General features: G+C 69.0%; 20 protein-coding genes. 14 read left to right on the forward strand and 6 right to left on the reverse strand.

Going from position 1 to position 24,720, the window contains the following annotated elements:
• Positions 1 to 28: 28 nt before the first annotated feature.
• The 4 genes from DQW50_RS00970 to DQW50_RS00985 all read left to right on the forward strand — a co-directional run bounded on the left by DQW50_RS00970 (position 29) and on the right by DQW50_RS00985 (position 3,491).
• Complete coding sequence (locus tag DQW50_RS00970; RefSeq protein WP_112077459.1) at positions 29 to 1,345, forward strand: MFS transporter; 1,317 nt, start codon at positions 29 to 31, stop codon at positions 1,343 to 1,345.
• A gap of 91 nt (positions 1,346 to 1,436) precedes the next feature.
• Positions 1,437 to 1,715, forward strand: a complete 279-nt coding sequence (locus DQW50_RS00975) for a zinc ribbon domain-containing protein (protein WP_112077460.1) — start codon at positions 1,437 to 1,439, stop codon at positions 1,713 to 1,715.
• A 109-nt stretch (positions 1,716 to 1,824) separates the two neighbouring features.
• Positions 1,825 to 2,496 carry a phosphate ABC transporter permease gene (locus DQW50_RS00980; RefSeq protein ID WP_112077461.1) on the forward strand — a complete coding sequence of 224 codons (672 nt, stop codon included), beginning with the start codon at positions 1,825 to 1,827 and terminating at the stop codon, positions 2,494 to 2,496.
• On the forward strand, positions 2,493 to 3,491 hold the full coding sequence (locus DQW50_RS00985; RefSeq protein WP_241964289.1) for an NAD(P)-dependent oxidoreductase: 999 nt from the start codon (positions 2,493 to 2,495) through the stop codon (positions 3,489 to 3,491). The genes DQW50_RS00980 and DQW50_RS00985 overlap by 4 nt, the downstream gene beginning before the upstream one ends.
• Positions 3,492 to 3,917: 426 nt before the next feature.
• On the opposite strand, the gene DQW50_RS00990 is transcribed toward DQW50_RS00985, so the two are convergent.
• A complete protein-coding gene (locus DQW50_RS00990; RefSeq protein ID WP_112077462.1) occupies positions 3,918 to 4,817 on the reverse strand; it encodes a class 1 fructose-bisphosphatase in 900 nt (299 codons plus the stop codon).
• Positions 4,817 to 5,620 carry a class I fructose-bisphosphate aldolase gene (locus DQW50_RS00995; protein WP_112077463.1) on the reverse strand — a complete coding sequence of 268 codons (804 nt, stop codon included), beginning with the start codon at positions 5,618 to 5,620 and terminating at the stop codon, positions 4,817 to 4,819. Before DQW50_RS00995 ends, DQW50_RS00990 begins: the two co-directional genes overlap by 1 nt.
• Before the next feature lie 215 nt (positions 5,621 to 5,835).
• Between DQW50_RS00995 and DQW50_RS01000 the strand changes: the two genes are divergently transcribed.
• The 7 genes from DQW50_RS01000 (at position 5,836) to DQW50_RS01030 (ending at position 13,417) form a co-directional block, all read left to right on the forward strand.
• Complete coding sequence (locus DQW50_RS01000) at positions 5,836 to 6,834, forward strand: UbiA family prenyltransferase (protein WP_241964290.1); 999 nt, start codon at positions 5,836 to 5,838, stop codon at positions 6,832 to 6,834.
• Between the two features lie 239 nt (positions 6,835 to 7,073).
• Positions 7,074 to 8,759, forward strand: coding sequence for a histidine kinase N-terminal 7TM domain-containing protein (locus DQW50_RS01005; protein WP_241964291.1), 1,686 nt, complete (start codon positions 7,074 to 7,076; stop codon positions 8,757 to 8,759).
• Positions 8,760 to 8,877: 118 nt separating this feature from the next.
• On the forward strand, positions 8,878 to 9,735 hold the full coding sequence (locus DQW50_RS01010; protein ID WP_112077465.1) for a 3-hydroxyacyl-CoA dehydrogenase family protein: 858 nt from the start codon (positions 8,878 to 8,880) through the stop codon (positions 9,733 to 9,735).
• 65 nt (positions 9,736 to 9,800) lie between these two features.
• Positions 9,801 to 10,616 (forward strand): molybdopterin synthase, encoded by an 816-nt coding sequence (locus DQW50_RS01015; RefSeq protein WP_112077466.1) that lies wholly within the window; start codon positions 9,801 to 9,803, stop codon positions 10,614 to 10,616.
• A 431-nt stretch (positions 10,617 to 11,047) separates the two neighbouring features.
• Positions 11,048 to 11,308, forward strand: a complete 261-nt coding sequence (locus tag DQW50_RS01020) for a hypothetical protein (RefSeq protein ID WP_112077467.1) — start codon at positions 11,048 to 11,050, stop codon at positions 11,306 to 11,308.
• 167 nt (positions 11,309 to 11,475) lie between these two features.
• Positions 11,476 to 12,627: a site-2 protease family protein gene (locus DQW50_RS01025; RefSeq protein ID WP_112077468.1), complete on the forward strand. Its 1,152-nt coding sequence runs from the start codon at positions 11,476 to 11,478 to the stop codon at positions 12,625 to 12,627.
• Positions 12,628 to 12,637: 10 nt separating this feature from the next.
• Complete coding sequence (locus DQW50_RS01030; protein ID WP_112077469.1) at positions 12,638 to 13,417, forward strand: FkbM family methyltransferase; 780 nt, start codon at positions 12,638 to 12,640, stop codon at positions 13,415 to 13,417.
• Between the two features lie 25 nt (positions 13,418 to 13,442).
• Here DQW50_RS01030 and DQW50_RS01035 read toward each other — a convergent pair whose 3' ends face one another.
• The 3 genes from DQW50_RS01035 to DQW50_RS01045 all read right to left on the reverse strand — a co-directional run bounded on the left by DQW50_RS01035 (position 13,443) and on the right by DQW50_RS01045 (position 16,476).
• Positions 13,443 to 15,119, reverse strand: a complete 1,677-nt coding sequence (locus DQW50_RS01035; protein WP_112077470.1) for an AarF/ABC1/UbiB kinase family protein — start codon at positions 15,117 to 15,119, stop codon at positions 13,443 to 13,445.
• A 3-nt stretch (positions 15,120 to 15,122) separates the two neighbouring features.
• Positions 15,123 to 15,554 carry an Hsp20/alpha crystallin family protein gene (locus DQW50_RS01040; RefSeq protein WP_112077471.1) on the reverse strand — a complete coding sequence of 144 codons (432 nt, stop codon included), beginning with the start codon at positions 15,552 to 15,554 and terminating at the stop codon, positions 15,123 to 15,125.
• A 148-nt stretch (positions 15,555 to 15,702) separates the two neighbouring features.
• The gene (locus DQW50_RS01045; RefSeq protein ID WP_112077609.1) at positions 15,703 to 16,476 is read right to left on the reverse strand and encodes an alpha/beta fold hydrolase; all 774 of its coding nucleotides are present in this window, start codon (positions 16,474 to 16,476) and stop codon (positions 15,703 to 15,705) included.
• Between the two features lie 207 nt (positions 16,477 to 16,683).
• On the opposite strand from DQW50_RS01045, the gene DQW50_RS01050 reads away from it, so the two are divergent.
• Together DQW50_RS01050 and DQW50_RS01055 are read left to right on the forward strand one after the other, a co-directional pair.
• Positions 16,684 to 16,935, forward strand: a complete 252-nt coding sequence (locus DQW50_RS01050) for an Hsp20/alpha crystallin family protein (RefSeq protein WP_112077472.1) — start codon at positions 16,684 to 16,686, stop codon at positions 16,933 to 16,935.
• Positions 16,932 to 19,205, forward strand: a complete 2,274-nt coding sequence (locus DQW50_RS01055) for a CDC48 family AAA ATPase (RefSeq protein WP_112077473.1) — start codon at positions 16,932 to 16,934, stop codon at positions 19,203 to 19,205. Before DQW50_RS01050 ends, DQW50_RS01055 begins: the two co-directional genes overlap by 4 nt.
• Positions 19,206 to 19,237: 32 nt before the next feature.
• Here the strand turns inward: DQW50_RS01055 and DQW50_RS01060 are convergent, their stop codons facing one another.
• Complete coding sequence (locus tag DQW50_RS01060; protein WP_112077474.1) at positions 19,238 to 19,477, reverse strand: hypothetical protein; 240 nt, start codon at positions 19,475 to 19,477, stop codon at positions 19,238 to 19,240.
• A gap of 423 nt (positions 19,478 to 19,900) precedes the next feature.
• Here DQW50_RS01060 and DQW50_RS01070 point away from each other — a divergent pair, with 423 nt between their 5' ends.
• Positions 19,901 to 24,481, forward strand: a complete 4,581-nt coding sequence (locus DQW50_RS01070; RefSeq protein ID WP_198664558.1) for an adenosylcobalamin-dependent ribonucleoside-diphosphate reductase — start codon at positions 19,901 to 19,903, stop codon at positions 24,479 to 24,481.
• Positions 24,482 to 24,720 lie beyond the last annotated feature (239 nt).

A 24,720-nucleotide genomic window follows, 5' to 3' on the forward strand; every position in this document is an offset into this window, starting at 1 on the left:
TTGACGACCCGGATCGAACCCGGACCGAATGGGGTCGATCTCGGAGATACGCGGGACCGACCGGCGGGTGATCGTCCTCGCACTCGCGCGGATGGTCGGCGCGCTCGGCAACTCGTTTCTCATCGTCGTCCTCCCGCTGTACGTCGCCAGCGACCTGATCGACATCGACGCGCTCGTCGGCGCGACGGCCGGCATGGGGGCGGCGAGCGTGACCCTCACCGAACCGTTGCTCATCGGGTTCGTCCTCTCGCTTTTCGGCTTCCTCAACAGCCTCTCGCAACCGTTCACCGGGCGGCTCTCGGACCGGATGGCCACCCGGCGGCCGTTCGTGCTCGCGGGGATCCTGCTTTTGGGGACGGCGAGCGCGCTCTACACGCTCGCGGACGTCTACTGGATCCTCGTCGTCCTCCGGGCGATCCAGGGGTTCGGCGCCGCGTTGACGATCCCGGCGACGGTCGCGCTCGTCAACGAGTACGCGGCCAGCGCGGACCAGCGCGGCGGTAACTTCGGCGTCTTCAACACCTTCCGGCTGATCGGGTTCGGCTTCGGGCCCGTCCTCGCCGGCGTCGTCGTCGCCAACGGCCCCTACGACCTGACGCCGGTCGGGCTCCCGGCGATAAACGGCTTCGACGCCGCCTTCGCGACCGCCTGCCTCGCTGCGTACCTCAGTTTCGTTCTGGTGTACCTCCTCGTCCACGACGCTGTCGACGCCGCCGAGGCGGGCGACGACCTCTCGATCCGGGTCCGCGGCGAGGACCGATTCCTCGACCCCGTCTTCGTGCTCGGCGTCGCGACGGTCGCGATGGGGCTGTGTATCGCGCTGTACGCGACGCTCCAGAACCAGGTGAACCTGCGGCTGGATCAACCCCCCGTCTGGTTCGGGCTCCAGTTCGCGGCGGTCACCATCGCCAACGTGGCGCTCCAGGTGCCGGTCGGTCGCGCGAGCGACCGGATAGGCCGCCGACCGTTCCTGGTGGCCGGGTTCCTGCTGCTCGTGCCGACGACGTTGCTTCAGGGGGTCGTCCTCTCGCCCGTCGCGATGACGCTCGTCCGGCTGGGACAGGGGGTCGCCGTCGCGTGCGTCTTCGCGCCGTCGCTCGCGCTCGCGGGTGACCTCGCCCGCGAGGGCGAGTCGGGAACGACGCTGTCGGTGTTGACCATGGGGTTCGGCTTCGGCGTCGCCCTCGGCCCGCTGGCGTCCGGCTGGCTCGTCGGCTTCGGGTTCGTCGTCCCGTTCGCCGTCGGGGCGGTGCTCGCGCTCGTCGCGCTCGTGCTGGTGGTGACGCAGGTCGAGGAGACGCTCGACGCCGCGAGCGCGACGAGCGCGAGCGCCGTGGACGACTGAGACGGGCTACGCTACTGCGTCGCGCGATCGGCCACGCCGGTGCGTCGCGAGGCCGGCAACATACTAAGTCGTCGACCGCCGAATACCCGCCGTGTCCCGCGACCGCGTCCACTGCGTCGACTGCCGCGAGCCGATCCCCGGCGACGCCCGGGTCTGTCCGCACTGCGAGGCGGTCCAGCCGTCCCCGCTCGTGGACGCCGGGATCGTCGTCGCCGGCGTCTTCGCCTTCGTCTTCGGTGCGGTCCTCGCGTTGATGACCGTCGGGACGACCCGGCTCGGCGGCTTCCTGCTCCTCGTCGTCGGGTTCGGGCTGGCCGTCGGCGGCTACACCCGCCACGTCGACCGGCAGGCAGTACGCCGGGCGCGGTGAGCCGACACGACGTGCTCGCGTGGGCCTCGATCGGTGCCGTCCGCGTGGGCCTCGATCGGTCCCGTCCACGTCGCGACCTTTTAAGACGGACGGCGGCACACGTGACGGTATGTTCACGCCACTCGGCGCGGGGGTCGTCGTCGCGGGCCTCCTGCTCGCGTTCGTCGGCGCGGCGGTCTCCGTGTACGCCGTGTCGCTGACCGGCTTCCTGATCGGTGCGGGCGCGGGGTACCTTACAGCCCCGAACCTCGTGGGACTGATCGCCGTGGACGGGCTGGTGCTCTCCGCCGTGGGGGTCCTGTTGGGCGGCGCGATCGGGGGGTTCCTCGCGTACGCCGGCCTCTCCTTCGCCGTCCTCGCGATCGGCGGGGTCGTCGGCGGCTTCGCCGGGCGGTTCGCCGTCGGCCCGCTGTACGCGGCCGACGCCGGCGGTATCGAGGGGACGGCGTTGCTCGTCGGCGCGACGCTCGCCGGCGTCGCCGTCGGCGCGCTGTTCGGGTTCGTCCTCACGCGCACGACGCTCGTGGTCTCGACGGCGTTCATCGGCGCGGCGCTCGCGTCTCGCTCGCTGACCCCCGCGTCGTTCGCGACCGCCGCCGAGGAGGTGACCGTCGAGCCGCTGCTCTTCGATCCCACCGCGCTCCCGTTCCTCGTGCTGTTCGTCCTCGGTGGGCTCTCACAGCTCGGCCTGTTCAAGTTCGGGTACGTGACGAAACTGGTCGGGATACTCCCCGGCGCGCGCCGGTGGACCGCGAGCGACGACGAGGGGGCCTCCTCGTGAGCGAAGACCCACTCGCGTCAGCCACGGTGCTCCTTACCGGCGCACACGGCACCGTCGGCACCGCGGTCACGGCGCACTCGGCTGGCGACTACGTCCTCCACGACCGGCGGGAGCCTCCCGAGGAACTCGGCGACGGCACGCCGCATCCGCACCGCGAACGCGACGAGAACGAGGGGGACGGGAACGAGGGGGACGGGAACGAGGACGACCGCGGGACAGTCGTCATCGACGTCGGCGAGCCGGACGCGACGGAGTCGCTCACGGCGGTCATGGACGACCGCGGGATCGACGCCGTCGTTCACCTCGCGGGCGCGCCGGCCGTGTCCACGCCCTACGAGTCGGTCGAACGCGACAACGTCCGCGGCACGCGCAACGTCCTGGAGGCCGCCTCGCGGGCGGGCGTCGGGGTCGTCGTCTTCGCCTCCTCGAACCACGCGGTCGGGATGTACGAGGAACAGCACGCGCCGTCGCTGTACGACCCCGACTACGACCTCACGGTCGACCACGAGAGCCCGCTCCGGCCGGACTCCGACTACGGCGCGTCGAAGGCGGCCGGCGAGGCGTGGTGCCGGCTGTACGCCGAACGCGAGGGGATCGACTGTTACGCGCTCCGGATCGGCTCCGTCCGGGACCCGACCCACGACCACCCGTTCGGCGACGCCGAGCGCGCCGTCGCCCGCGGCGACTGCGAACGTGGCGACGAGGCGTACGCGGAGGCGGTCGCCCGGATGCGGTGTACGTGGCTCTCGCGGCGCGACTGCGCGGGCCTGGTGGACGCGTGTCTGTGGGACGGGCTCGATGGCGGTGACGGCGGCGGAGATGACGGGGAGGTTGCGGACGAGTTGAACCCGAACACCCTCGCCGGCGGGGCCTTCGAGATATTGTACGGGATCAGTGACAACCCGAACTCCTGGTTCGACGTCGAACACGCCCGCGAGCGGGTCGGGTACGAGCCCCAGGACTCGGGGAACGCGATGGCCGACCCGCCGGAGTGAGCGGGTGTCGGTCGGTATCGTGCCGGACGTTCGTGCGTCGGTGTTCGATCCGATTCGAGCCCGCTGAGACGCGATCGTCGAGAACGCCTCCAAGGCGCCAGTCGCTCGGCGCTAGATGGTTGCGAGCACTCTTTCGGAGAACATCTCCAAAGCCCCAGTCGCGAGGCGGGCGCACGCTCGTTGCGCTCCTCAATCGCTCGTTTCACTCGCTCCCTGCGGTGCTTACGTCGCCTGCGCCCGCCTCGCGACTGCCCCTTTGCGTCCCACCCGAACCACGACCGCACCTCACGCCTCCCCAGCCTCGTCGACCGGCCTCCGCTTCGCTCCGACCAGTCGACTCCCTCGCGGGCGGTTCGCGCCCTCCGGGCGCTCACCGGCGCGCCACCGCAACCGAAAACTGGTAAAACCGTCCGAGGTCGTCCGTCCTTATTCGTCGAGCGCGCGCTCGAGCCGGTCGACGAGTTCCTCGTTGCCGACGTGGAGGGGGACGCGGTCGTGGATCCCGTCGGGCTCGACGTCGAGGATCGACCCGGAGCCGTCCGAGGAGGCCCCGCCCATCGACTCGACGATGTACGCGATCGGGTTCGCCTCGAAGGAGAGGCGGAGCTTCCCGTCGGGGGCGTGGACCAGGGCGGGATACGCGAACACCCCGCCGTAGGTCACAACCTGGTTCACGTCGCCGACCATCGCGCCCCCGTACCGGAGCTTGAGTTCGTCCTCGACCTCCCGGGCGTACTCCCGGAACGGCGCGGGCCAGTCCGGCACCCGCCCGCCGAAGCCGTAGACGGTCGGGTTGTCGGGCAGCGTCAGGTCGTCGTCGACGACCGAGCGGGTGACGCTGGGGTCGCCTCCTCCCCCCTCGCCGTCGCGCTCGACGACCTCCTCGCGGACGCCGGAGCCGTCGGCGACGACCATCGTCGTGATCGGGCCGTAGAGGACGTAGCCGGCAGCGACGAGGCTCCGGCCCGAAGCCGGCAGGGGCGCGTCGTAGATCCCGACGACGGTCCCCATCGCGTTGTTCGACCGCAGGTTCGAGGAGCCGTCGAGCGGGTCGATCGCGACCGCGTACGCGCCCTCGCCGACCGTCCCCCCCACGTCGACCGCCTCGGGGCGCTCCTCGCTGACGAAGGAGCCGACGCCCTCGACCGCCCCCAGCGCCTCGGCGAGCAGCTCGTCGGCGTAGACGTCGCCCGCCAGCACCGTCTCGCCGGAGGGGTTCTCCGTCCCGCTCTCGACCCGCCGGCCGGGGAGCGCGTCGCGGATCTCCGGGGCCGTCGCCGCGACCGCGTCGAAGACGGCCTCGACGACCGAGTCGGGGTCGGTCATCAGTCGTCGCTCTCGGCGATGGCGAGCGCCTCCGCCGGGTCGACCTCCTGGAAGATCACGGCCTCCAGCGCGTCGAGGATGCGTTCGGGGTCGTCGCGCTGGAAGACGTTCCTGCCGACGGCGATGCCGGTGGCGCCCGCGTCGATGGCGTTCGAGACGTTGCGGAGGAATCCCTTGTCTTCGCGCATCGTCCCGCCGGACATCACGACGTCCGCGGGCCCGGCCATCTCGACCGCGTGGCCCATCGCCTCGGCGGAGCCGGGGTACTTCACCTTCACCACGTCGGCGCCGAGCTCCAGGCCGAGCCGCGCGCCGTAGGAGATCACGTCGGGGCTCCCGTCGTTGCGGAGCCCCTGTCCGCGGGGGTACGACCACATGACGACGGCCATGTCGTGTTCGCGGGCGCCCTCCTGGGCCCGCCGGAACTCCTCGGCCATCTCCACCTCGTGGTTCGAGCCGCCGTAGACGGTGAACCCGACCGCGTCGGCGCCGAGCTCGGCCGCGTACTCGGCCGTGCAGTTGACCGCGCTGTTCGGCTCGCCCATCCAGAGGTTCGAGGTGCCGTTCAGCTTCAACAGCAGGTTCACGTCGTCCTCGTAGTCGGGGTAGTACGCCTCAGCGAGCCCCTTCTGGACGGCCAGCGAGGTGACCGCCTCGTGGGTGGCGAGCTCGAATATCCGCTCCGGGTCCGCCGTGTTGGGATTCGGTTCGAAGTCCACCGGGCCGTGTTCGAGCCCGTGGTCGTACGCGAGGATGAGCGACTTTCCGTCCCGCGAGATGTCGTCGACAGCGTGAGGAAGCATCGGTTACAGATCGAGTTAGCTGACTAAAAAACCGTGGGGTCGTCGCGGAACCGGGGCCCGTATTCGTCGCGGAGACGCTCCGTATCTGGCGATCTCCGCAGTTCTAACTATACTTCGAGTAAACTGTTCCCCTCGTCTCGGCGGCGGGGCGAGAACGCGTCCCGTCGAAACCCGGGCGTCCGCCCCGCTGACCCCCGCACTTGAGGGTTTCCGGTGTGACGATCGACCTGGCGGCGGTCGACGAACCGGTCGTCGGCCGACTGCCACGAACCATGGCAAGCAAAACCAACGAATCCACGGTCGCCACGGGACACGCCGTCTCGCGGCGCACCGGTCTCACGGCGTCGATCGTCGACGTCGGCTACAGAACCAAAGACGTCCTGACGTACAGCTCCGCGTACCTCGTGTTCATCGCGATGATCGAGGTACTGACCGTACACGCCGTTCTCTCGCTCCCGGTGAACCCCGCGCCGGTCGTCGTCGGATTGGTCACCTTCTCGGTGTACGCCGGCGACCGGATCGCCGACGCGAGTTCGGACGAGCCCGCGAGCCCGGAGCGGAGCGCGTTCGTGACCCGCCACCGGACGCTGCTCTCGGTGTTGACCGCGATCGCGTACGGCGTCGCGATCGCGGTCTCGATCACCGGTGGGCCGCTCGCGCTCGCGATCACGCTCCTCCCCGGAGCCTTCTGGATCCTCTACGCGTCCGACTGGCTCCCGACGCTCGGTGCCTACTTCAAGCGGCTGAAGGAGGTACTGATCGTGAACTCGGCGATCGTCGCCGGGGCGTGGGCGATCGCGGTCGTCGGCCTGCCGATGGCGTTCGCCGACGCGTCACTCACCCCGCTCGCAGGGGTGCTGTTCGGCTATTTCTTCCTCGATACGTTCGTCAACACGGAGATCCCGAACGTTCGGGACGTCGACGTCGACGAAGCCCTCGGCGTCTCGACGATGCCCGTCGTCTTCGGCATCCGCCGTACGCGGCGTATCCTGTACGCGCTCGACCTGCTTCTGGTCGCGTTCGTCTGTCTCGCCCTGTTCTCGGGCGTCCTGTCGGTCACGTTCGCGGTAGCGATCCTCGCCGGCCTCGCTTACGCGCTGGCGTTAGCGTGGTTCGTCGGTCGAAGCGACGCTCACGGCCGGCTCGCCATCGCCGGCGAGGCGAAACATCTCGTGGTGTTCGCTTTGATCCTCGTCCTCTCGGCGGGGATCTGACGGCGACGGTCCGTTCCCCCGCGGGACGATCCGTCCCTCGCGAGGGGCCGTCCCTTGCGGGGGAGTCGTCCCTCGTGCGGGGAGCCGTCCGTACCGCGCCGGCCGTCCCGATGGGCGACCGGATCCGCGTTCTCCCCGCAGCGAGTCGATCGAAACCATCACCCTCCCGATATTTCTCGGATTGTTTCAGGCCGAATTCGGCGGATAGTTCATATATCAGGGTTTCGTTCACTGGATACGTGCTCCTCCCGACGACCACGGTGGTCCTCCTGCTGTACGCTTCGGTCGCCATCGGGGTCACTGCCGCCGTCCTCGCGTGGCGACGTCGACCGAACCCCGGGACGGGCCCGCTCGTGTGGTTGCTGGTCGGTCAGTCGTGGTGGTCGACGTGTATCCTCTTCACCCTCTCCGCGGACGCCGTCGGCGAGCAACTGCTCTGGACGAAACTGGGCTGGATCGGCGTCATGATCGTGCCCGTCGCGTGGGTGCTGTTCGCGCTCGAGTACACCGGACGGGACGAGCGGATCACCCGGCGCTCCGTCGTCGCGTTGTCCGTCGTTCCGGCGCTCACCGTCCTGCTCGCGCTGACCGCGCCGTCCCACGACCTGCTGTACGTCCGGGTGATCGATCGCGCCGGCGACGGACTGGTACTGATCGAACAGGGTGGGGTCTGGTACGTGGTGGCCGCGGTCTACACCTACCTGCTCGGCGTCGTCGGGATCATCCCGATCGTCGGGGTCCTCTCGAGCCGGGCGGCCGCGTTCCGCGGACAGAGCACGGCGCTCGTCGTCGGGATCGTCACGCCGTGGGCGACGAACGTCCTCTACAACCTGGGGATCCTCCCGAGCGCGGGTATCGACCCGACGCCGATCGCGTTCGCGGTCTCCGGCGTCGCCTATCTGAGCGCGATCGACCGGTTCCGGATGTTCGGTGCCAACCCGGCCCCCACGTTGCGCGCCAGGGAGTTCTTATTCGATCACATCCACGAGGGGGCGATCGTCGTCGACGAGAACGGCACCATAGTCGACATCAACGAGACTGCGGCCGCGGTCCTCGGACTCGACGTGGACCGCGCGCTCGGGACGCCGGCGGCGGAACTGCTCCCGACCGACGGGGCGTTTCGGACCGACGGCGGCGACGACGACTTCCTGATCGTCGGCTCCGATTCGACCTCGCGGTCGTACGACGTGACCGTGACGGGGATCACCGACCGACACGGCCGAACCCTCGGGCACGTCTTTACCCTCCACGAGGTCACCCAGTACCTGCGGCAACAACAGCGACTGACGGTACTCAATCGCGTCCTGCGGCACAACATCCGAACCGAGACGAACATCATCTACGGGTACGCCGACCGAATCGGTGGGAGGAACGCCGACACGATCAAACGGCACACGACCAACATCGTCGACCTCAGCGAGAAGGGCCGCGACGCGATCGAGCTGTTCGAGGACGCCATGGACGGCGACCGAACGCAATCGCTTCGCGAACTGTTGGACGCGTGTCTCGACGACGTCCGCGAGCGGTTCCCGAACGTCTCCTTCCGGACCGAGTACCCCGAGGCGGACCCGCCCGTCTCCGACGTCTTCGGCGTCGTCGTGGGCAACCTCCTCGAGAACGCCGCCGCCCACAACGAGGGCGAGACCCCCCGTGTCGTCGTGACCGCCGAGGTCGATGACGGGCGCCTCCGCGTGCGGGTCGCCGACGACGGGCCGGGGATCGACGAGTACGAGCTGGGCGTCCTCGAGTCCGGCACGGAGACCCCCCTCCGTCACGGGAGCGGCATCGGCCTCTGGTTGGTGAAGTGGGGAACCGAGATCCTCGACGGATCGGTCTCCTTCGAGCGGAACGAGCCGACCGGGACGGTCGTCACCGTCACCGCCCCGGTCGCCGGATCGGACGGGATCCGTCCGGACGTCCCGTGAACGGTCGCAGGGAGCCCCGTCCGGCGATCGGGACCTCGTCCGTCTCGGGCCGTCGAACGGCTCGGGGTCGGTCGCGCGTTCCACAACGCTTAGGCCCTCCCCTTCGTCAGCGGGCCCCATGTACGAGCTATCGGACGTGAGGACCGTCGGCGTGGTCGGGGCGGGAACGATGGGCCACGGCATCGCGCAGGTCGCCGCGACGGCCGGCTACGACGTGGTGATGCGCGACGTCGAACCCGAGTACGTCGACCGGGGTCTGGAGGGTATCGACTCGAGCCTCGAACGGCTCGCGGGGAAGGGCACGCTCGACGAGGAGCCGTTGGCGATCCGCGGGCGGGTCGAGGGGACGACCGACCTCGCGGCGCTCGCGGACGCCGACCTCGTCGTCGAGGCCGTGATCGAGGACCTCGAGGTGAAACGGGACGTCTTCGCCGACCTCGACCGGATCACCGACGACGACGCCCTCCTCGCGACCAACACCTCGACGCTCTCGATCACGTCCGTCGCGAGCGCGACCGACCGCGCGGACGCGGTCGTCGGCCTCCACTTCATGAACCCGGTCCCCGTGATGGAGGGCGTCGAGGTCGTCGTGGGCGAGCGAACCGACGACGCGGTCGTCGACCTCGCCCACGCGTTCGCGGCCGACCTCGGCAAGGAGACGTGGCAGTCCGACGACAAGCCGGGGTTCGTCACCAACCGGATCCTGATGCCGTGGATCAACGAGGGGGTCCGCGCGTACGACGAGGACGTGGCCACGAGGGACGACGTCGACCGCGGCATGCGGCTCGGAACCAACGTCCCCATGGGTCCGCTCGAACTCGCCGACCACATCGGGCTCGACGTGGTCCTCGACGCCAGCGAGACGCTCCACGAGGAGCTCGGCGACCGGTACAAGCCGGCGTACCTCCTCAAACGCAAGGTCGCTGCCGGCGACCTCGGCAAGAAGACGGGTGAGGGGTTCTACGCGTACGAATGACCCGACCGGACGACTGCGCGGGCGGTTCGGGAAACGCCTAAGCCGCTCGCCGCCCGCGTTCGGGCATGCAACCGATCTCGATGCTCGGTCCCGGCGCCGACGACCTCGCCGGGACGCTCACGGAGCGGCTGGAGGGGCGGGTCGCCGTCGTCCGACGGGACGAGTCGGATGAATCGGACGAGGGCGGTGAGGCGGCCGAAACCGCGGACGGCGACACGACTCTCGCGATCGCCCCCGACGGTTCCTGGACGGGCCGTGGGACCGTCGACGGCTTCGACGCGCTCCTCGACGGCCTCGCGCCCGACCACGACTACCTCGTCGCGGTCGGCTACGCCCGGCTTCGGGTTCCGACCGTCCTCCTCGGGGCCGACGCGGAGCCGGAGGACACTCCCGGGGACGTCATCGCTCGCGGGGACGTCCCTGCGGACGTCGACGTCGACGGGCTCCTCGAGACGCTCGAGCACGCGGAGCCGTGGATCACCCGCGAGGAGCTCGTCGCACGCGTCGAACGGTCGGCCGACGCGGAGCGGTCGGGCGCGATCGCGACGTTCACCGGGCGGGTCCGCGCGCGGGACGCGCCCGACGACGACCGGACGACCCACCTCGCCTTCGAGAAGTACGAGGGCGTCGCCCGCGAGCGCATGGACGCCATCGCCGCGGAGCTGACCGACCGCGAGGGCGTCTTCGAGGTGGCCTTCCACCACCGCACGGGCGTGATCGAGGCGGGCGAGGACATCGTCTTCGTCGTCGTCCTCGCGGGCCACCGTGCGGAGGCGTTTCGGGCCGTCGAGGACGGGATCGACCGGCTCAAAGACGAGGTCCCGATCTTCAAGAAGGAGACAACCGAGTCCGAGGAGTTCTGGCTCCACCAGCGACCGTGACCCGTTCGCGACCGATCGCCTGCCGCTCGCCCGCGGTTCGGGACCGATCCGCTCGTCTCCCGGGCCGCTCGTCTCCCGGGCCGCTCGTCTCCCGGGCCGCTCGTCTCCCGGGCCGATAGCCGCCGATCCCACGCCGTCTCCGACCCGCGCTCGACACGATCGATCCGCCCGCCCGCCACGAAACCAGCAAAAAACCCCGCATAACCCGACGCTACCGGTCGTTCGTCCTCCCGACGGGATGTACGATAGTTGACCGAATCGAACGGTTTTACTCGCTTTATAAACTGTCTACGCCTGTCTAAAACAATACTAAAACGTGAGCGGATACGTTTCACCGTCCGCGAGACGCTTGAAAAGAGCTGAAACCCTCTGAACGCCGTCCAACGGTCTCCTCTTTATAACACCCTCCATCGCCATGGACGGGATGTACCATGAGCGCGACTGCGAACCCCTCCACGAACGCGGGCACGACGGACGACCTCTCCAAGGAGGAGCGGCTGAAGCGGTACCTGCTCGACCGCGCCGAAGACGGCGAGATGTACTTCAAAGGGAAGTTCATCTCGGACGACGTCGATCTCTCGCCGAAGGAGATCGGCGCGCTGATGGTGAAACTCAGCGAGTCGGCCACCGAGCTCACCGTCGAAAAGTGGTCGTACACGGGTGCGACCACCTGGCGCGTCGAATCCGCCTGATCGGTTCCGACGTCTGTCGACCTGGTGACCGGCTGTCCCGAACCGGACGCGCTCGCTCGTGCGTCCCCGCTGTCACGGCCTTCCTCTCGCGGTCCGTCCCGTAGTCCGGAGTCCGTCCCGATTCCGGTGACGCGGGGTTTATACTCGACGACGGCCAACGGCCACCGATGCCAGAACGCGAGGACGGGACGCCGTCGGCAACCGTCGACGTCCCCCGTCCCGACCCGCTTCGGACGTTCTTCCGGGTCGAGGAAGTCCGTCGTGAGGACGGCCGTGTTCGGTACGTGGGCGAGTCCTACATCCCCGAGCGGACGCTCCTCCGGAAGCTCGTCCCGGCGTTCCGCGAGGCGGGTTACGACGTCGACGTGGAGACGCTCGAGGACGGCCACGTCGTGGTCGCGACCCCGTTCGGTCACGGTCGCGACGGGATCCCGTGGGTGAACGTCGGACTCTTCCTCGCGACGGTGCTCTCGACGCTGTTCGTCGGCGCGTATGGCTGGTACTACGTCCCGCTCGCGGAGATCCGCGCGAACCCCCTCTCGATGCTGCGGGCGTGGCCGTTCACAGCCGCCGTCCTCGGCGTGTTGATGACCCACGAGCTGGGCCACTACGTCGCCGGCCGGTACCACGGAGTCGACGTGTCGTTGCCGTACGTCATCCCGTTCGTCTTCCCGTTCGGGACGCTCGGCGCGGTGATCCGAATGCGCGGCCGGATGCCCTCCCGGAAGGTGCTCTTCGACGTCGGCGCGGCCGGGCCCATCGCCGGGCTCGTCGCGACCGTGGTCGTGACCGTGATCGGACTCTCGCTCGACCCGATCCGCGTTCCCGCGGAGGTGGCGGCCGGCTCCGGGACGGTGATCCGGTTCAACAACCCGCCGCTTTTGGCCCTCATCGCCGACCTGATCGGTCGGCCGACCTCGTACGCGGACCCGACCCGGGCGGTCCACCCGGTGATCATCGGCGGCTGGGTCGGGATGTTCTTCACCCTCCTGAACCTGCTCCCGGTCGGCCAGCTCGACGGGGGCCACATGGTCCGGGCGATGATCGGACCGCGCCAGGAGACGATCGCGTCGCTCGTGCCCGGCGCGCTGTTCGCGATCGCGGCGTACCTCTACTACGGGCGGGGGTTGGGCCTCGACGAGTCGGTCGGCCTCTGGGCGTTCTGGGGGGTCTTCTCGCTAGTCATCGCCTTCAATGGCCCCGCGACCCCCGACGACGAGGCACGGCTCGACTGGCCACGCGTCGCCGTCGGCGTGCTCACGTTCGGGGCGGGCGCGCTCTGTTTCCTCCTCGTCCCGATACAGGTCGTGACGGCCTGAGCGGCGGACGATGCTCGACATCCCCACGCGGATCGAACGGCTCGGCTTCCGGACGTACTACCGGCTCGCGGACCTGACGTACGCCCTCGGGGTCGCCACCCCGAAGCGCACCGTCGCGGGACTCTACTGGAGCTACGAGCCGACGAACCCCCACGGCGACGACCCCGGACTGGCCGTCCTCGACCGGCTCCCGGACGACGCGACCGTTCTCGACGTCGGCGCGCACGTCGGCGAGCACGCGATCCCGCTGGTTGCCGGCACCGACCGCCGGGTCGTCGCCTTCGAGCCCAACGGCGAGAGCGCGGACCGCCTGTCCCGGAACGCGGCCCGGAACGGGCTCGAGGAGCGGATCGACCTCCGGCGGGCGGGCCTCGGCGACGACCACGGGTCGTTGCCGTTCTACCGCTCGACGTTCTCGAAGTGCTCCGCGTTCGACCGCGAGCGCGCGACCCGCTGGGGCGCGCGGGTCGCCGCCGTCGAGGAGGTCCCCGTGTACCGGCTCGACGGTCTGGTCCGCGGGGTGGACGCCGACGGCGACGCGTCCGCTGACGACGACGCGACCGACGGGAACGTTGCCGGCGAGCCGGTCCCGCCGCCGGACGCGGTCAAACTCGACGTCGAGGGCCACGAGCTCGCGGTGCTCCGGGGCGCGGAGGCGACGATCCGGGCTCACCGGCCGCTTCTCGTCGTCGAGGTCCACGACGGAACCGCCGACGCGCTCCGCCCGTGGCTCGCCGACCACGGCTACGACGTGGAAACGCGGGGCGACGTCTGGGTCTGTCGGGGATGACGCTCCCGCACGACGACGCGGTCCGTCACTCCTCGCGCCGGTCCCGCATCCCCTGTCTGGTGAACTGCGGGTTCCCCGGGAGCGTCCGTCGCTTCCTGCGGAACGACCGGTACAACGCGACCGCGAGCGGGGCCGCGAGCAGGAGGACGACCGCCGCGATCCGCCACTCATCGGCGAACGAGTAGAGGATCGTCGCGGAGAGGACGCCGACCGCGAGCAGCACGGAGTAGGCGATCCGCATCGCCAGTTTGTCCAGTACCCGGGACTCGTCCTGGATCGTGACGTCCACGTGGAGGTCCCCGCGGTTCGTCCGGTCGAGGAACGCGTCGACCTTCGGCGGGACGGTGAAAAGCGACTCCGTCGTCCGCTGGAGCTGTCTGCCGGCGTCCTCGGCGATCTCGCGGGCGGTCTGTTCGTAGTATCCCTCAGCCTCGAGGTAGTCGGTCGCGGTCGCGATGAAGTCGAACTCGGGGTCGAGGGTGACACAGACCCCCTCGACGACGGTGGCGACCCGGAGGACCAACGCGAGGTTGCGGGGGAGCCGCAGCGGGAACTCGTAGATGGTCGATTCCACCTGCTCGATGATCTGGTTGACGCGGTACTGTTCGATCTCCTCGCCGCGGGCGTCGGCGATCGCGAGCTCCATCACCTCGCCCATCACGTCACGGTCGACCTCCGGCGAGAGCGTCCCCATCGAGATCAGGGTATCGAGGATCGCGTCGGTGTCCTGTCTGGCGACCGCGACGTAGAACTCGACGATCTTCTCCTGGACGAACGGGTCGACCCGCCCGGACATCCCGAAGTCGTAGAATATCACCGCGCCCTCGCCGTCGACCGCGAGGTTCCCCGGGTGCGGGTCGGCGTGGAACACGCCGTCGGCGATGATCATCTGGAGGTACACCTCCTGGAGCGTCTTCGCGATCGCGGTCCGGTCGAGCCCCGCGGCGTCGAGCTCGTCGACCCGGCTGATCTTCGTCCCGCCGATGTACTCCATCGTGAGCACGCGCGGGCCCGAGGCAGCCTCGTAGACGTCAGGGATCCGGATCCGGTCGTCGCCCGCGAAGTTCGCTTTGATCTCCTCGAGCATCTCCCGCTCGCGCCGGTAATCCATCTCCTCGCGGATCGTCTTCGCGAACTCGTCGGAGAGGTTCTCGATCGAGAACGCCCGGCCGCCCCCGATGAACCGCTTGACGATCGGGAGCGACCAGCGGATCGCCCGGAGGTCGGCCTCGACGAGCTCCTCGATCCCGGGACGACGAACCTTCACGGCCACGTCCTCGCCCTCGTACCGCGCGGTGTACACCTGCCCGAGGCTGGCCCCGCTTATCGACTCCGTGTCGAAGTCGTCGAACGTCTCCTCCACGGGGCCGAGTTCGTCTTCCAACACCGGCTTCGACTCCGTCCAATCGGCGGGCGGCACGTCGTCCTGGAGGCCCTCAAGTACGTCGATGTAGGCGGGTGGGAGGACGTCCGGGCGCGTCGACAGCAGCTGGCCGAGCTTGATGAACGTCGGCCCGAGCGTGAGCAGGATGTCGAGCAGGGCGTCCGCGCGCTCGCGTTGGGTGGCCGTGTCGACTTCGCGGCCCCGACCGAACAGCAGGAACCGTTTCCGGTCCCGCCAGTAGGCGAGGATCAGCGGAGAGAACTGCCGAACCACGACGAGAAAGCGCCAGTAGGCGCGGAGGTTGACCAGCGTGACCACCCGTCAGGCGCCGTCGGACCCGTCCTCGTCCGTTCCCGTCTCTCCCCCGTCAGTCGTCGGTCCGTCGCCGCCGCCGTCGTCGCTTCCCTCGACCGGGATACGGCGGGAGTCGGCGTCGGAGCGCTTCGGCAGGGTCACCTCGAGGACGCCGCGGTCCATCTCCGCGTCGGCGTCGTCGCCGTCGGCGTCCGGCGGTAGCGGGAGTTCGGCGTCGAGGAACAGCGGCCGGTCCTCCCGGACGTAGCGGAACCCCTCCGGCGTCGACTTCTCCCGCCGGGCCTCGATGACGATCCGACCGTCCTCGAAGAGCACCTCCGTGGTCCCCGCGGTCGCACCGGGGAGGTCGACGAGCAGGACGTACCCGTCGTCGGATTCGAGCAGGTCCGCAAACACCGCGTCCGGGAGGTCCCGAAGCGCGTCGCGTAGCGCTGACATGAATCATCGTACGGTCGCCCCGGCGAAAAACCTGTGGTACCCAGCTCCCCCGGTCGTCGCCCCCGGTTCCCCCGGTCGTCGTCCCCGGTTCCCCCGGTCGTCGCCGCCGGGCGGACGGAGCGAGCCGGCTGCGAGCGTGACCCGCGGGTCAGCCGAGTCGGTCCAGGAACCCCGCGACGGTCGACCCGAAGCCGTCGGGCGTCTCGAGCATCGCGAGGTGGGCGGCGTCGTCGACCGCGGCGTACTCGCCGTTCGGGATCCGGTCGGCCAGGAACTTGTGGTACGCCGGCGGCGTGAGCGTGTCACGTTCGCCGACGACCGCCAGCGTCGGAACGCTCACCTCCCCGAGCCGATCGCGCACGTCGAACCGGTGACAGGTGAGGAAGTCGCGTTCGGTCACCGCCCTCCCGCAGTCGGCCATCGTCGCTCGCGACCGCTCGAGGACCCGGGGAGTCGCGTCGTGAAACAGTCGGTCGGGTTCGTGTACCAGCGAGACCGCCCGGTCGAAGTCGGTCGCGAGCGCGGCCAACAGCTCCCTTCCCACCGTGAGCTTCGCGCCCGTGCCCGCGAGGACGAGTCCGTCGAGCGCGAGGTCGCGTTCGAGCGCGACCCACAGGGCGACGGCCCCACCGAGCGAGTTGCCACAGAGGACGTCCGCGTCGGTCGCCTCCGCGACGGCGACGACGTCGTCGGCGTAGGCGTCGAGCGTCGCCGGGCCCGCGGGCGTCGCCACGTCGTCGCTCTCCCCGTGCCCGGAGAGGTCGAGCGCGACGACCGGAAACCGGTCGCGCAGCCGGGCCTGCGCCGTCCAGATACCGGCGTTCCCGCCGCTCCCGTGGACGAAACAGACTGTCGGCCCGTCGCCCCCGCGGTCGAATCGGTGGTAGGCGGTGTCGCGGCCGTGGTGGGCGACCCGGCTCACGTCTCTGACCCGATCCATGTCCGGCCCTCACACGCGAGCGAGGTTAAAACGGGGCACCCGGAGGCGGACTACCACGGCGAAGCGGGCCCCGCCGGAGGCGTCGGTAGCGGTCCGAACCGCAATACTACCGGTCGATGGCTGATATTCTCACGTCCTGCGATTTTACCCGATTGATTTAAATACTTTCGCGCCTAACTTGTAGTTAGGATGACTCCCAAACAGACCCGATCGGTCGGCGACGGTTCGGTGTTTCGCCGGTACGAGTACGATGACGGGTGGGTCGTCGCCGCCGACGTCGGCGTCGACGACGAGGCGATCAGCGTCGACACCGTCGGCGACACGGCGATCGTCGTGATCGAAGGCGACGGCGAGCCGGCCGAATCGGAGTTCGAACTGCCCGGAACCGCCGAGCGCGTCTCGGTGACGAACGGCGTGCTGACGATCGAGGGCGACCGATGAACCTCACCGTCAAGCCGCTGAAACAGAAGGACGCCGGCCGCCGGCTCGCGGCGATAGACCGCGTCGCAGCCGAGGAGCTCGGGCTCTCCGGTGGCGACTTCATCCGTGTCGAGGGCTCCGAGGGGGCCGCGATCGCCCGCGTCTGGCCCGGCTACCCCGAGGACGACGGTACCGGCGTGGTCCGGATCGACGGGAAGCTCCGCCAGGAAGCCAGCGTCGGCATCGACGACCGCGTGACGGTAGAGCAGGTCGACGTCGAGCCCGCGGACCGGATCACCATCGCGTTGCCCCAGCGGCTCGGGATCCGCGGCAACATCGACGCGCTGATCCGCCGCGAGCTCGGCGGCCAGCCCGTCACCGAGGGCCAGAACGTCCGGCTCCCGCTCGGCTTCGGCTTCATGGGCGGGCAGTCGCAGGCGGTCCCGCTGAAGGTCGCGGGGACCGCGCCGTCGGGGACCGTCGTGGTCACCGACTCGACGGAGATCGAGATCTCCGAGAAGCCCGCCGAGGAGATCGTCGGCGGCGCGGGCGCGTCCGAGGGCGCGGCCGCCGACGGCTCGCCCGACGTCACCTACGAGGACATCGGCGGGCTCGACGACGAGCTCGAGCAGGTCCGCGAGATGATCGAACTGCCGATGCGCCACCCCGAGCTGTTCAAGCGGCTCGGCATCGACCCGCCGAAGGGCGTCCTGCTTCACGGCCCGCCGGGGACCGGCAAGACCCTGATCGCGAAGGCGGTCGCCAACGAGATCGACGCGAACTTCCACACGATCTCCGGTCCGGAGATCATGTCGAAGTACTACGGCGAGAGCGAAGAGCAGCTCCGTGACGTGTTCGAGGAGGCCACCGAGGAGGCCCCCGCGATCGTGTTCATGGACGAGCTCGACTCGATCGCGCCCAAACGCGAGGAGGCCGGCGGCGACGTCGAACGGCGCGTCGTGGCCCAGCTGCTCAGCCTGATGGACGGGCTCGAGGAGCGCGGCGAGGTCGTCGTGATCGGCGCGACCAACCGCGTCGACGCGATCGACCCCGCGCTCCGGCGCGGCGGCCGGTTCGACCGCGAGATCGAGGTCGGCGTCCCCGACCGCGACGGCCGCAAGGAGATCCTCCAGGTCCACACGCGGAACATGCCGCTGGCCGAGGGGATCGACCTCGACGAGTACGCCGAGAACACCCACGGCTTCGTCGGCGCGGACCTCGAGTCGCTGGCGAAGGAGTCGGCGATGCACGCGCTTCGCCGGATCCGCCCGCAGCTCGACCTCGAAAGCGACGAGATCGACGCGGACGTGTTGAACTCGATCCAGGTCACCGAGAACGACTTCAAGCAGGCCATAAAGGGCATCGAGCCCTCCGCGCTCCGGGAGGTCTTCGTCGAGGTGCCGGACGTCACCTGGGGTGACGTCGGCGGGCTCGGGGAGACCAAAGAGCGGCTCCGCGAGACGATCCAGTGGCCGCTCGAGTACCCCGAGGTGTTCGACCAGCTCGACATGGCCGCCGCGAAGGGCGTCCTGATGTACGGCCCGCCGGGCACGGGGAAGACCCTGCTCGCGAAGGCGGTCGCCAACGAGAGCGAGTCCAACTTCATCTCGATCAAGGGGCCCGAGCTGCTGAACAAGTTCGTGGGCGAGTCCGAGAAGGGCGTCCGCGAGGTGTTCAGCAAGGCCCGCGAGAACGCGCCCACGATCGTGTTCTTCGACGAGATCGACTCGATCGCGACCGAGCGCGGCAAGAACTCCGGCGACTCCGGCGTCGGCGAGCGCGTCGTCTCCCAGCTGTTGACGGAGCTCGACGGGCTCGAGTCGCTGGAGGACGTCGTCGTCATCGCGACGACGAACCGCCCGGACCTCATCGACTCGGCGCTACTCCGGCCCGGTCGGCTCGACCGGCACGTTCACGTGCCCGTTCCGGACGAGGACGCGCGCCGGAAGATCCTCGAGGTCCACACCCGCGAGAAGCCGCTCGCGGACGACGTCGACCTCGACGCGATCGCGCGCAAGACCGAGGGCTACGTCGGCGCGGACCTCGAGGCGGTGGCCCGCGAGGCGTCGATGAACGCCTCCCGGGAGTTCATCGCCAGCGTCCCGCGCGAGGAGGTCGGCGAGTCCGTCGGCAACGTCCGCGTCACGATGGCCCACTTCGAGGACGCCCTGGACGGGGTGAACCCGAGCGTCACCCCGGAGACCCGCGAGCGCTACGCGGAGATCGAAAAGCAGTTCCAGCGCGCGGAGGTCGACGACCCCGCGGAAGCCGAGTTCGGCGCGTTCCAGTAGGTCGTCCGCGACCCACGCCTCGACCGTCCTTTTCAGATCACGCCCGCCGTCGACAGCAGGAAGAAGACGGCGACGACGACGATCCCGATCGTGACGAGCCGCCACGCGAGCTTCAGGACGAACTTCCCGAGCACTATCACGACTGCGATGGCCACCAGCGCGACGAGCAGCTGTCCCATCGGGCTGGCGAGGATCCCGGCCTGAAGCGGTAGCGACGTCGCGGTCACAGCGAGCGGAACAGTCATGTCCGGGAGCACGACGACCCTGGGCATAAGCTTGGGGGCCGAGGTCCGGCGATCCGTCGATATATTTGATTTGTGATAAATATTGTGACGGACGTCTCCACCTCGTCGTCGGCTGGGCGACCACGAACGCGACCTCGTCCCGTTTCGGGAGAGACGTTCCCACCGATCGACCCCCCTTCTGTTCGAATGCGAACCTCTCCACGTACCCCGGTTTCTTCGGCTCCTGACCAGTTTCACTCCGGTCTGGCTATCCTTATGTGTCCGGACCCCGTGGCTTTCCGACGTACCCGATTTCGGGGTCAGACGAACGGCACGGACGGTTACATAACGAATCGCACATATAGATGCCGATCGGGTCCACACATCCGAACGTACAAGGGCCCGCCTCGCCAGTACACCAACACTACAGATGATCCATATCCCACGCCGACCGATCGAGGTGACCGTCGAATGAGCAGCGACGGTGTCTCCGCGGACGAACTCGAACTGCCGATCAAACGAACCACGGGCGAGACGATGGAGGAGCGGCTCACGGCCAACGCCTACCACAACATCCTCCCCGCCCGCTACCTCCGGAAGGACGCGAACGGGGAGCCGGCGGAGAAACAGGAGGAACTGTTCGACCGCGTCGCGCGCAACGTCGCGCTCGCGGAGGCGGTCTTCGAGGCGGAAAAGCGGGACGTCGAGATATCCGTGACGCCCGACCAGCTCAAGCCCGACCACCCGCGCCGGGACGAACTCGCCGAGGAGGTCTTCGGTGCGGGCGTCTCCGTCGACGACGAGGCGGAGACGGCGCTTTCGGCACACAACGTCAACAAGTTCGCGTACGACACGATCGTCCCCGAGCTCCCGGCCGAGGTCCGCGACCACGTCGAGGAGACCGCGGCGACGTTCCGGGAGGGAATGGAGTCGCTCTCGTTCATGCCGAACTCGCCCACCCTGATGAACGCGGGCGACGAGCTCCAACAGCTCTCGGCGTGTTTCGTCGACTCCCCCGACGACGACATCACGGACATCCATCAGACCGCCAAGGAGGCCGCGGAGGTCTTTCAGTGTCTGACCGCGGACGCGACCGTCCGCGTCGAAGGGAAGGGCCTCGTCTCGGTCGCGGACGTCGAACCCGGCGACGCGATCACCCAACGCGACGGCGACGGTCATCGATCCCGGACGGTCGAGGAGACCCACGCCTACGACGACGCCCCGACGATGACGTTGCGGACCGAGGGCGGCCTCTCCGTGCGCGGGACGCCGAACCACCGGCTGCTCGTTGACGGCGAGTGGGCGCGACTCGACGAGGTCGAGGCCGGGAACGCGGTCTCGATCCGGCTCGGATGGCTCCCCGAAACGACCGAAGACGCGGTTGAACTGGAGACCGTCGAGGCGGGTCCCCGGTGGGCTTCCGGCCGGACCGTCTCCAACGACGCCGTCGCGGAGCTACACGCGGCGGGCCTCAGTGACTACGCGATCGCCGAGCAGCTCGACTCCTCCCCGTCGACCGTCCAGCGCCGTCGCGCCGACGAGCTCGACCTCCCGGCGAACGGGCCCGGCGGTCGACCCGCGGGTCGAAGCTTCGAGGCGGATCGGCTCCACGAACTTCACGAGCGAGGACACACCGACGCGGAGATCGCCGCGGAGCTCGGCGTCCACCAGACGACCGTTCGGAACGCCCGGGCGGCCGAATCGTTATCGGCAAACGGGCGGGCAGCGAAGTCCGTCACCCAACCCGAGACGCTCTCGACCGATCTGGCGGAGCTGCTCGGTCTCTGGATCGGCGACGGTTCGATCCACGAGGACGGGATCCGGTTCCACGTCGCCCGCGAGGAGACGCTCGAACGCGTCGACCGGCTCTCGCGTGACCTCTTCGATACCGGCGCGGACTGGACGTGGAGCGACGGTTGTTATGAAGCCGTCATCCACAGCCACGAGATCAAGCGGTTCTGGCTCCGCAACTTCGGCGACGCCAAGCCCTCCTCGGCGGAGGCCACGGTTCCCGAGGCGGTCCGCGAAGCCGACCGCGACCGCGTGTACGCGTTCGTTCGCGGACTCTTCTCGGCCGACGGGACGCTCTCGAAGGACCGCTATCCTCGGCTCTACAGCGCCTCCGAGGAGCTCATCGACGGCGTTCACCAGTTGCTCCTGGGCGTCGGGATCCCCGCCACGAAGTGGGAGTGGGAGAACGACGACCGCGACTACTACACCGTCGCGCCGACGGATGCGGCCGGGCTGACGCGGTACGCGGAGCACGTCGGGTTCATCGACGAACGCGGCGAGACGATGGTGGACGCGATCGCCGGGGCGGACCTCGAGGAAACGACCTGCGGCGACGTCGACGGGAGCGAGTGGACCCAGGAGGTCGTCGCGGTCGAGGAGTCCCCCCCGGCGACGGTCTACGACGTCACGGTCGCGAAGGACCACGAGTACGTCGCCAACGGCGTCGTCTCGCACAACAGCGGCGGCGGCATGGGGTACGCCTTCTGGCAACTCCGCCCCTACGGCGACGCGGTCGGCTCCACCGGCGGGATCGCCTCCGGGCCGATCACGTTCATGCGCACCTTCGACCAGATGTGTGAGACGATCGCACAGGGCGGCGCGCGCCGGGGGGCCCAGATGGGCGTCATGCGCGTCTCGCACCCCGACGTCATCCAGTTCATCCACTCGAAGAACAAGGACGTCTCGCTGGCTCACTCCCTGCGGCTGAACGACCCCGACGACTTCACGCACAACTCCTTCGCGGACGCCTTGGAGGAGGCCCGCGAACTCATCGACGACGAGGGGCGCGTCCCCGAACACCTCCGGAACGCGGTGGAGGGGCACCTCTCGAACTTCAACATCAGCGTCGGCGTCACCGACGACTTCATGGAGGCGCTGTACGCGGGCGAGGAGTTCACCTTCACCAACCCGCGCACGGGGGAGCCCCACGTCGCCACCCCGGAGACGAAGGAGATCTACGACATGTTCGGCCTCGGCGAGTACGTCGAGGTCGGCGAGGTCCTCTCGATCCCGGCACAGGAGCTCTGGGACGACATGATCGAGGGCGCCCACGAGAACGGCGAACCGGGCGTCATCTATCTCGAGCGCGTGAACAAGGAACATTCGTTCGACGTAGAGGAAAATCCAAGCCATAGAATACTCGCAACAAATCCCTGCGGCGAGCAGCCGCTCGAGGAGTACGAGGCGTGTAACCTCGGACACATCAACCTCTCGACGCTGGCCTCGCTCGACGCGCCGGACTGGCGGGTCTGGAGCGCGGAACACGCCGACGAGTACGACTCCCACGAGGCGGCGGTCGACGCCTTCCTCGAGGAGGCGATCGACTTCGCGGAGTTCGACGAGCGGATCGCGTACGGCACCCGCTTTTTGGAGAACGTCGTCACGATGTCGGACTTCCCGGTCGAGAAGATCGAACAGAAGGTCCGCGACATGCGGAAGATCGGGCTCGGAATCATGGGGCTCGCCCAGCTGTACATCCAGCTCGGCGTCCGGTACGGCTCCGAGGAGGGCAACGAGATCGCCCGACAGCTGATGACCCACATCAACCACGAGTCGAAGTCGACCTCCCACGAGCTCGCCGAGGAGCGTGGCGTCTTCAACGACTGGGCCGACTCGAAGTACGCGACCCCGACCGAGCACCGCGAGTGGTTCGAACACCACACCGGCCTCGACGCCGACGAGTGGGCGGACGGGTATCCGATCCGCAACCACAACACGACGACCATCGCGCCGACGGGCACCACGTCGATGATCGGCAACACCACCGGCGGCTGTGAGCCCATCTACAACGTCGCGTTCTACAAGAACGTCTCCGACGACGTCCAGGGCGACGAGATGCTCGTCGAGTTCGACGACTACTTCCTGCGGACGCTGGAGGCGAACGACGTCGACGTCGACGCCGTCAAACGCGAGGCCCAAGAACAGATGGCCGAAAACGAGTTCGACGGCGTCGAGGGGCTGGAGACCGTCCCGGACGCGATCGGCGAGCTGTTCGTCGTCACCGGCGACCTCTCGGGCATCGAACACGCCGCGGTCCAGTGTGCGTGTCAGGAGGGCGTCGATTCGGCCATCTCGAAGACGTGTAACTTCCCGAACGACGCCACCGCCGCCGACATGGAGGAGGTGTACCGCTACATCTACGACCACGGCGGGAAGGGCGTCACCGTCTACCGCGACGGCACCCGCTCGAAGCAGGTGCTCACGACGCGCGCGAAGAACACGGAGTTCGCGGACGAGGCGGAGGCCGCGGAGACGATCGTCGAGCAGATCCGCGAGGTGTTCGGCGGCCTGGAGGCGTTCCTCGACAACGAGGACGTCCAGACGGCCGTCGACACGGAGATATCGGCGCTCCTCGAGTCCGCGGACCGTCCGCAGGTCGACTACACGGAGACCCGGCCCCGCCCGGACTCGCTGTCGGGCGTGACCCAGCGCGTCGAGACCGGCTACGGCAAGCTGTACGTCACCATCAACGAGGACGAGGACGGCCGGCCGTTCGAGCTGTTCGCGAACATCGGCCACTCCGGCGGCTACACCAACTCCTTCACGGAGGCGCTCGCGAAGGTCATCTCGACCGCGCTGCGTTCGGGCGTCGACCCCGAGGAGATCGTCGACGAGCTACAGGGCACCCGGAGCCCGAAGGTCGCCTGGGACAAGGGCGAGCAGATCCAGTCCATTCCGGACGCGATCGGCACCGCGCTCCGCCGCTACCTCGACGACGAGATCGACAAGGGGATCCCCCAACAGCAGAGCCTCGACGACGTCGAGGGCGGCACGTCGAACAACGACGCGACGACGGATGCCCCTCCGAGCCAGACCGACGGCGGCGCGGTCGACGCCGGTAGTTCGACCGAACCGCCGGTCGATGCCGGACCGTCGGCCGAATCACCGGTCGACGCCGGTCCTGGCGGAGACGACAGCGACGTCACACAGGACCTCATCGCGGCCGGCGAGTCCCCCGAGTGCCCCGAGTGCGGCGGGATGAACCTGTACTTCTCGGAGGGCTGTAAGACGTGCGAGTCGTGCGGCTGGTCGGAGTGTTAGCGGCCTCGCGGTCGGACCGCTAGCAGTCCTTCGGTGCGGTTTTCTCTTCGTGTTCGGTTCCGAGAGCGACAGCGACCGAGCGCCGGGGGAGCCTCGGCCGTCGTCAGCTCGCCCGGGTATTCCAGAGCCCACTCCTGTCGACCGGTTCTCGCCTGCGACGTGGACGTGGCTGGTCGGTGTCGACGGCCTCGGGGTCACGCCCGTGGCATTCGCCTTGCCGACCCGTGAAAATACGGCGT

Source organism: Halorubrum sp. 48-1-W (assembly GCF_003287355.1).
In the GTDB taxonomy this organism is placed as follows: domain Archaea; phylum Halobacteriota; class Halobacteria; order Halobacteriales; family Haloferacaceae; genus Halorubrum.

Coding starts and splice junctions, on each gene's coding strand:
- DQW50_RS00970 (WP_112077459.1), top strand. CDS start 29: ATGGGGTCGATCTCGGAGATACGCGGGACCGACCGGCGGGTGATCGTC.
- DQW50_RS00980 (WP_112077461.1), top strand. CDS start 1,825: ATGTTCACGCCACTCGGCGCGGGGGTCGTCGTCGCGGGCCTCCTGCTC.
- DQW50_RS00990 (WP_112077462.1), bottom strand. CDS start 4,817: ATGACCGACCCCGACTCGGTCGTCGAGGCCGTCTTCGACGCGGTCGCG.
- DQW50_RS00995 (WP_112077463.1), bottom strand. CDS start 5,620: ATGCTTCCTCACGCTGTCGACGACATCTCGCGGGACGGAAAGTCGCTC.
- DQW50_RS01010 (WP_112077465.1), top strand. CDS start 8,878: ATGTACGAGCTATCGGACGTGAGGACCGTCGGCGTGGTCGGGGCGGGA.
- DQW50_RS01015 (WP_112077466.1), top strand. CDS start 9,801: ATGCAACCGATCTCGATGCTCGGTCCCGGCGCCGACGACCTCGCCGGG.
- DQW50_RS01020 (WP_112077467.1), top strand. CDS start 11,048: ATGAGCGCGACTGCGAACCCCTCCACGAACGCGGGCACGACGGACGAC.
- DQW50_RS01025 (WP_112077468.1), top strand. CDS start 11,476: ATGCCAGAACGCGAGGACGGGACGCCGTCGGCAACCGTCGACGTCCCC.
- DQW50_RS01030 (WP_112077469.1), top strand. CDS start 12,638: ATGCTCGACATCCCCACGCGGATCGAACGGCTCGGCTTCCGGACGTAC.
- DQW50_RS01040 (WP_112077471.1), bottom strand. CDS start 15,554: ATGTCAGCGCTACGCGACGCGCTTCGGGACCTCCCGGACGCGGTGTTT.
- DQW50_RS01050 (WP_112077472.1), top strand. CDS start 16,684: ATGACTCCCAAACAGACCCGATCGGTCGGCGACGGTTCGGTGTTTCGC.
- DQW50_RS01055 (WP_112077473.1), top strand. CDS start 16,932: ATGAACCTCACCGTCAAGCCGCTGAAACAGAAGGACGCCGGCCGCCGG.
- DQW50_RS01060 (WP_112077474.1), bottom strand. CDS start 19,477: ATGCCCAGGGTCGTCGTGCTCCCGGACATGACTGTTCCGCTCGCTGTG.
- DQW50_RS01070 (WP_198664558.1), top strand. CDS start 19,901: ATGAGCAGCGACGGTGTCTCCGCGGACGAACTCGAACTGCCGATCAAA.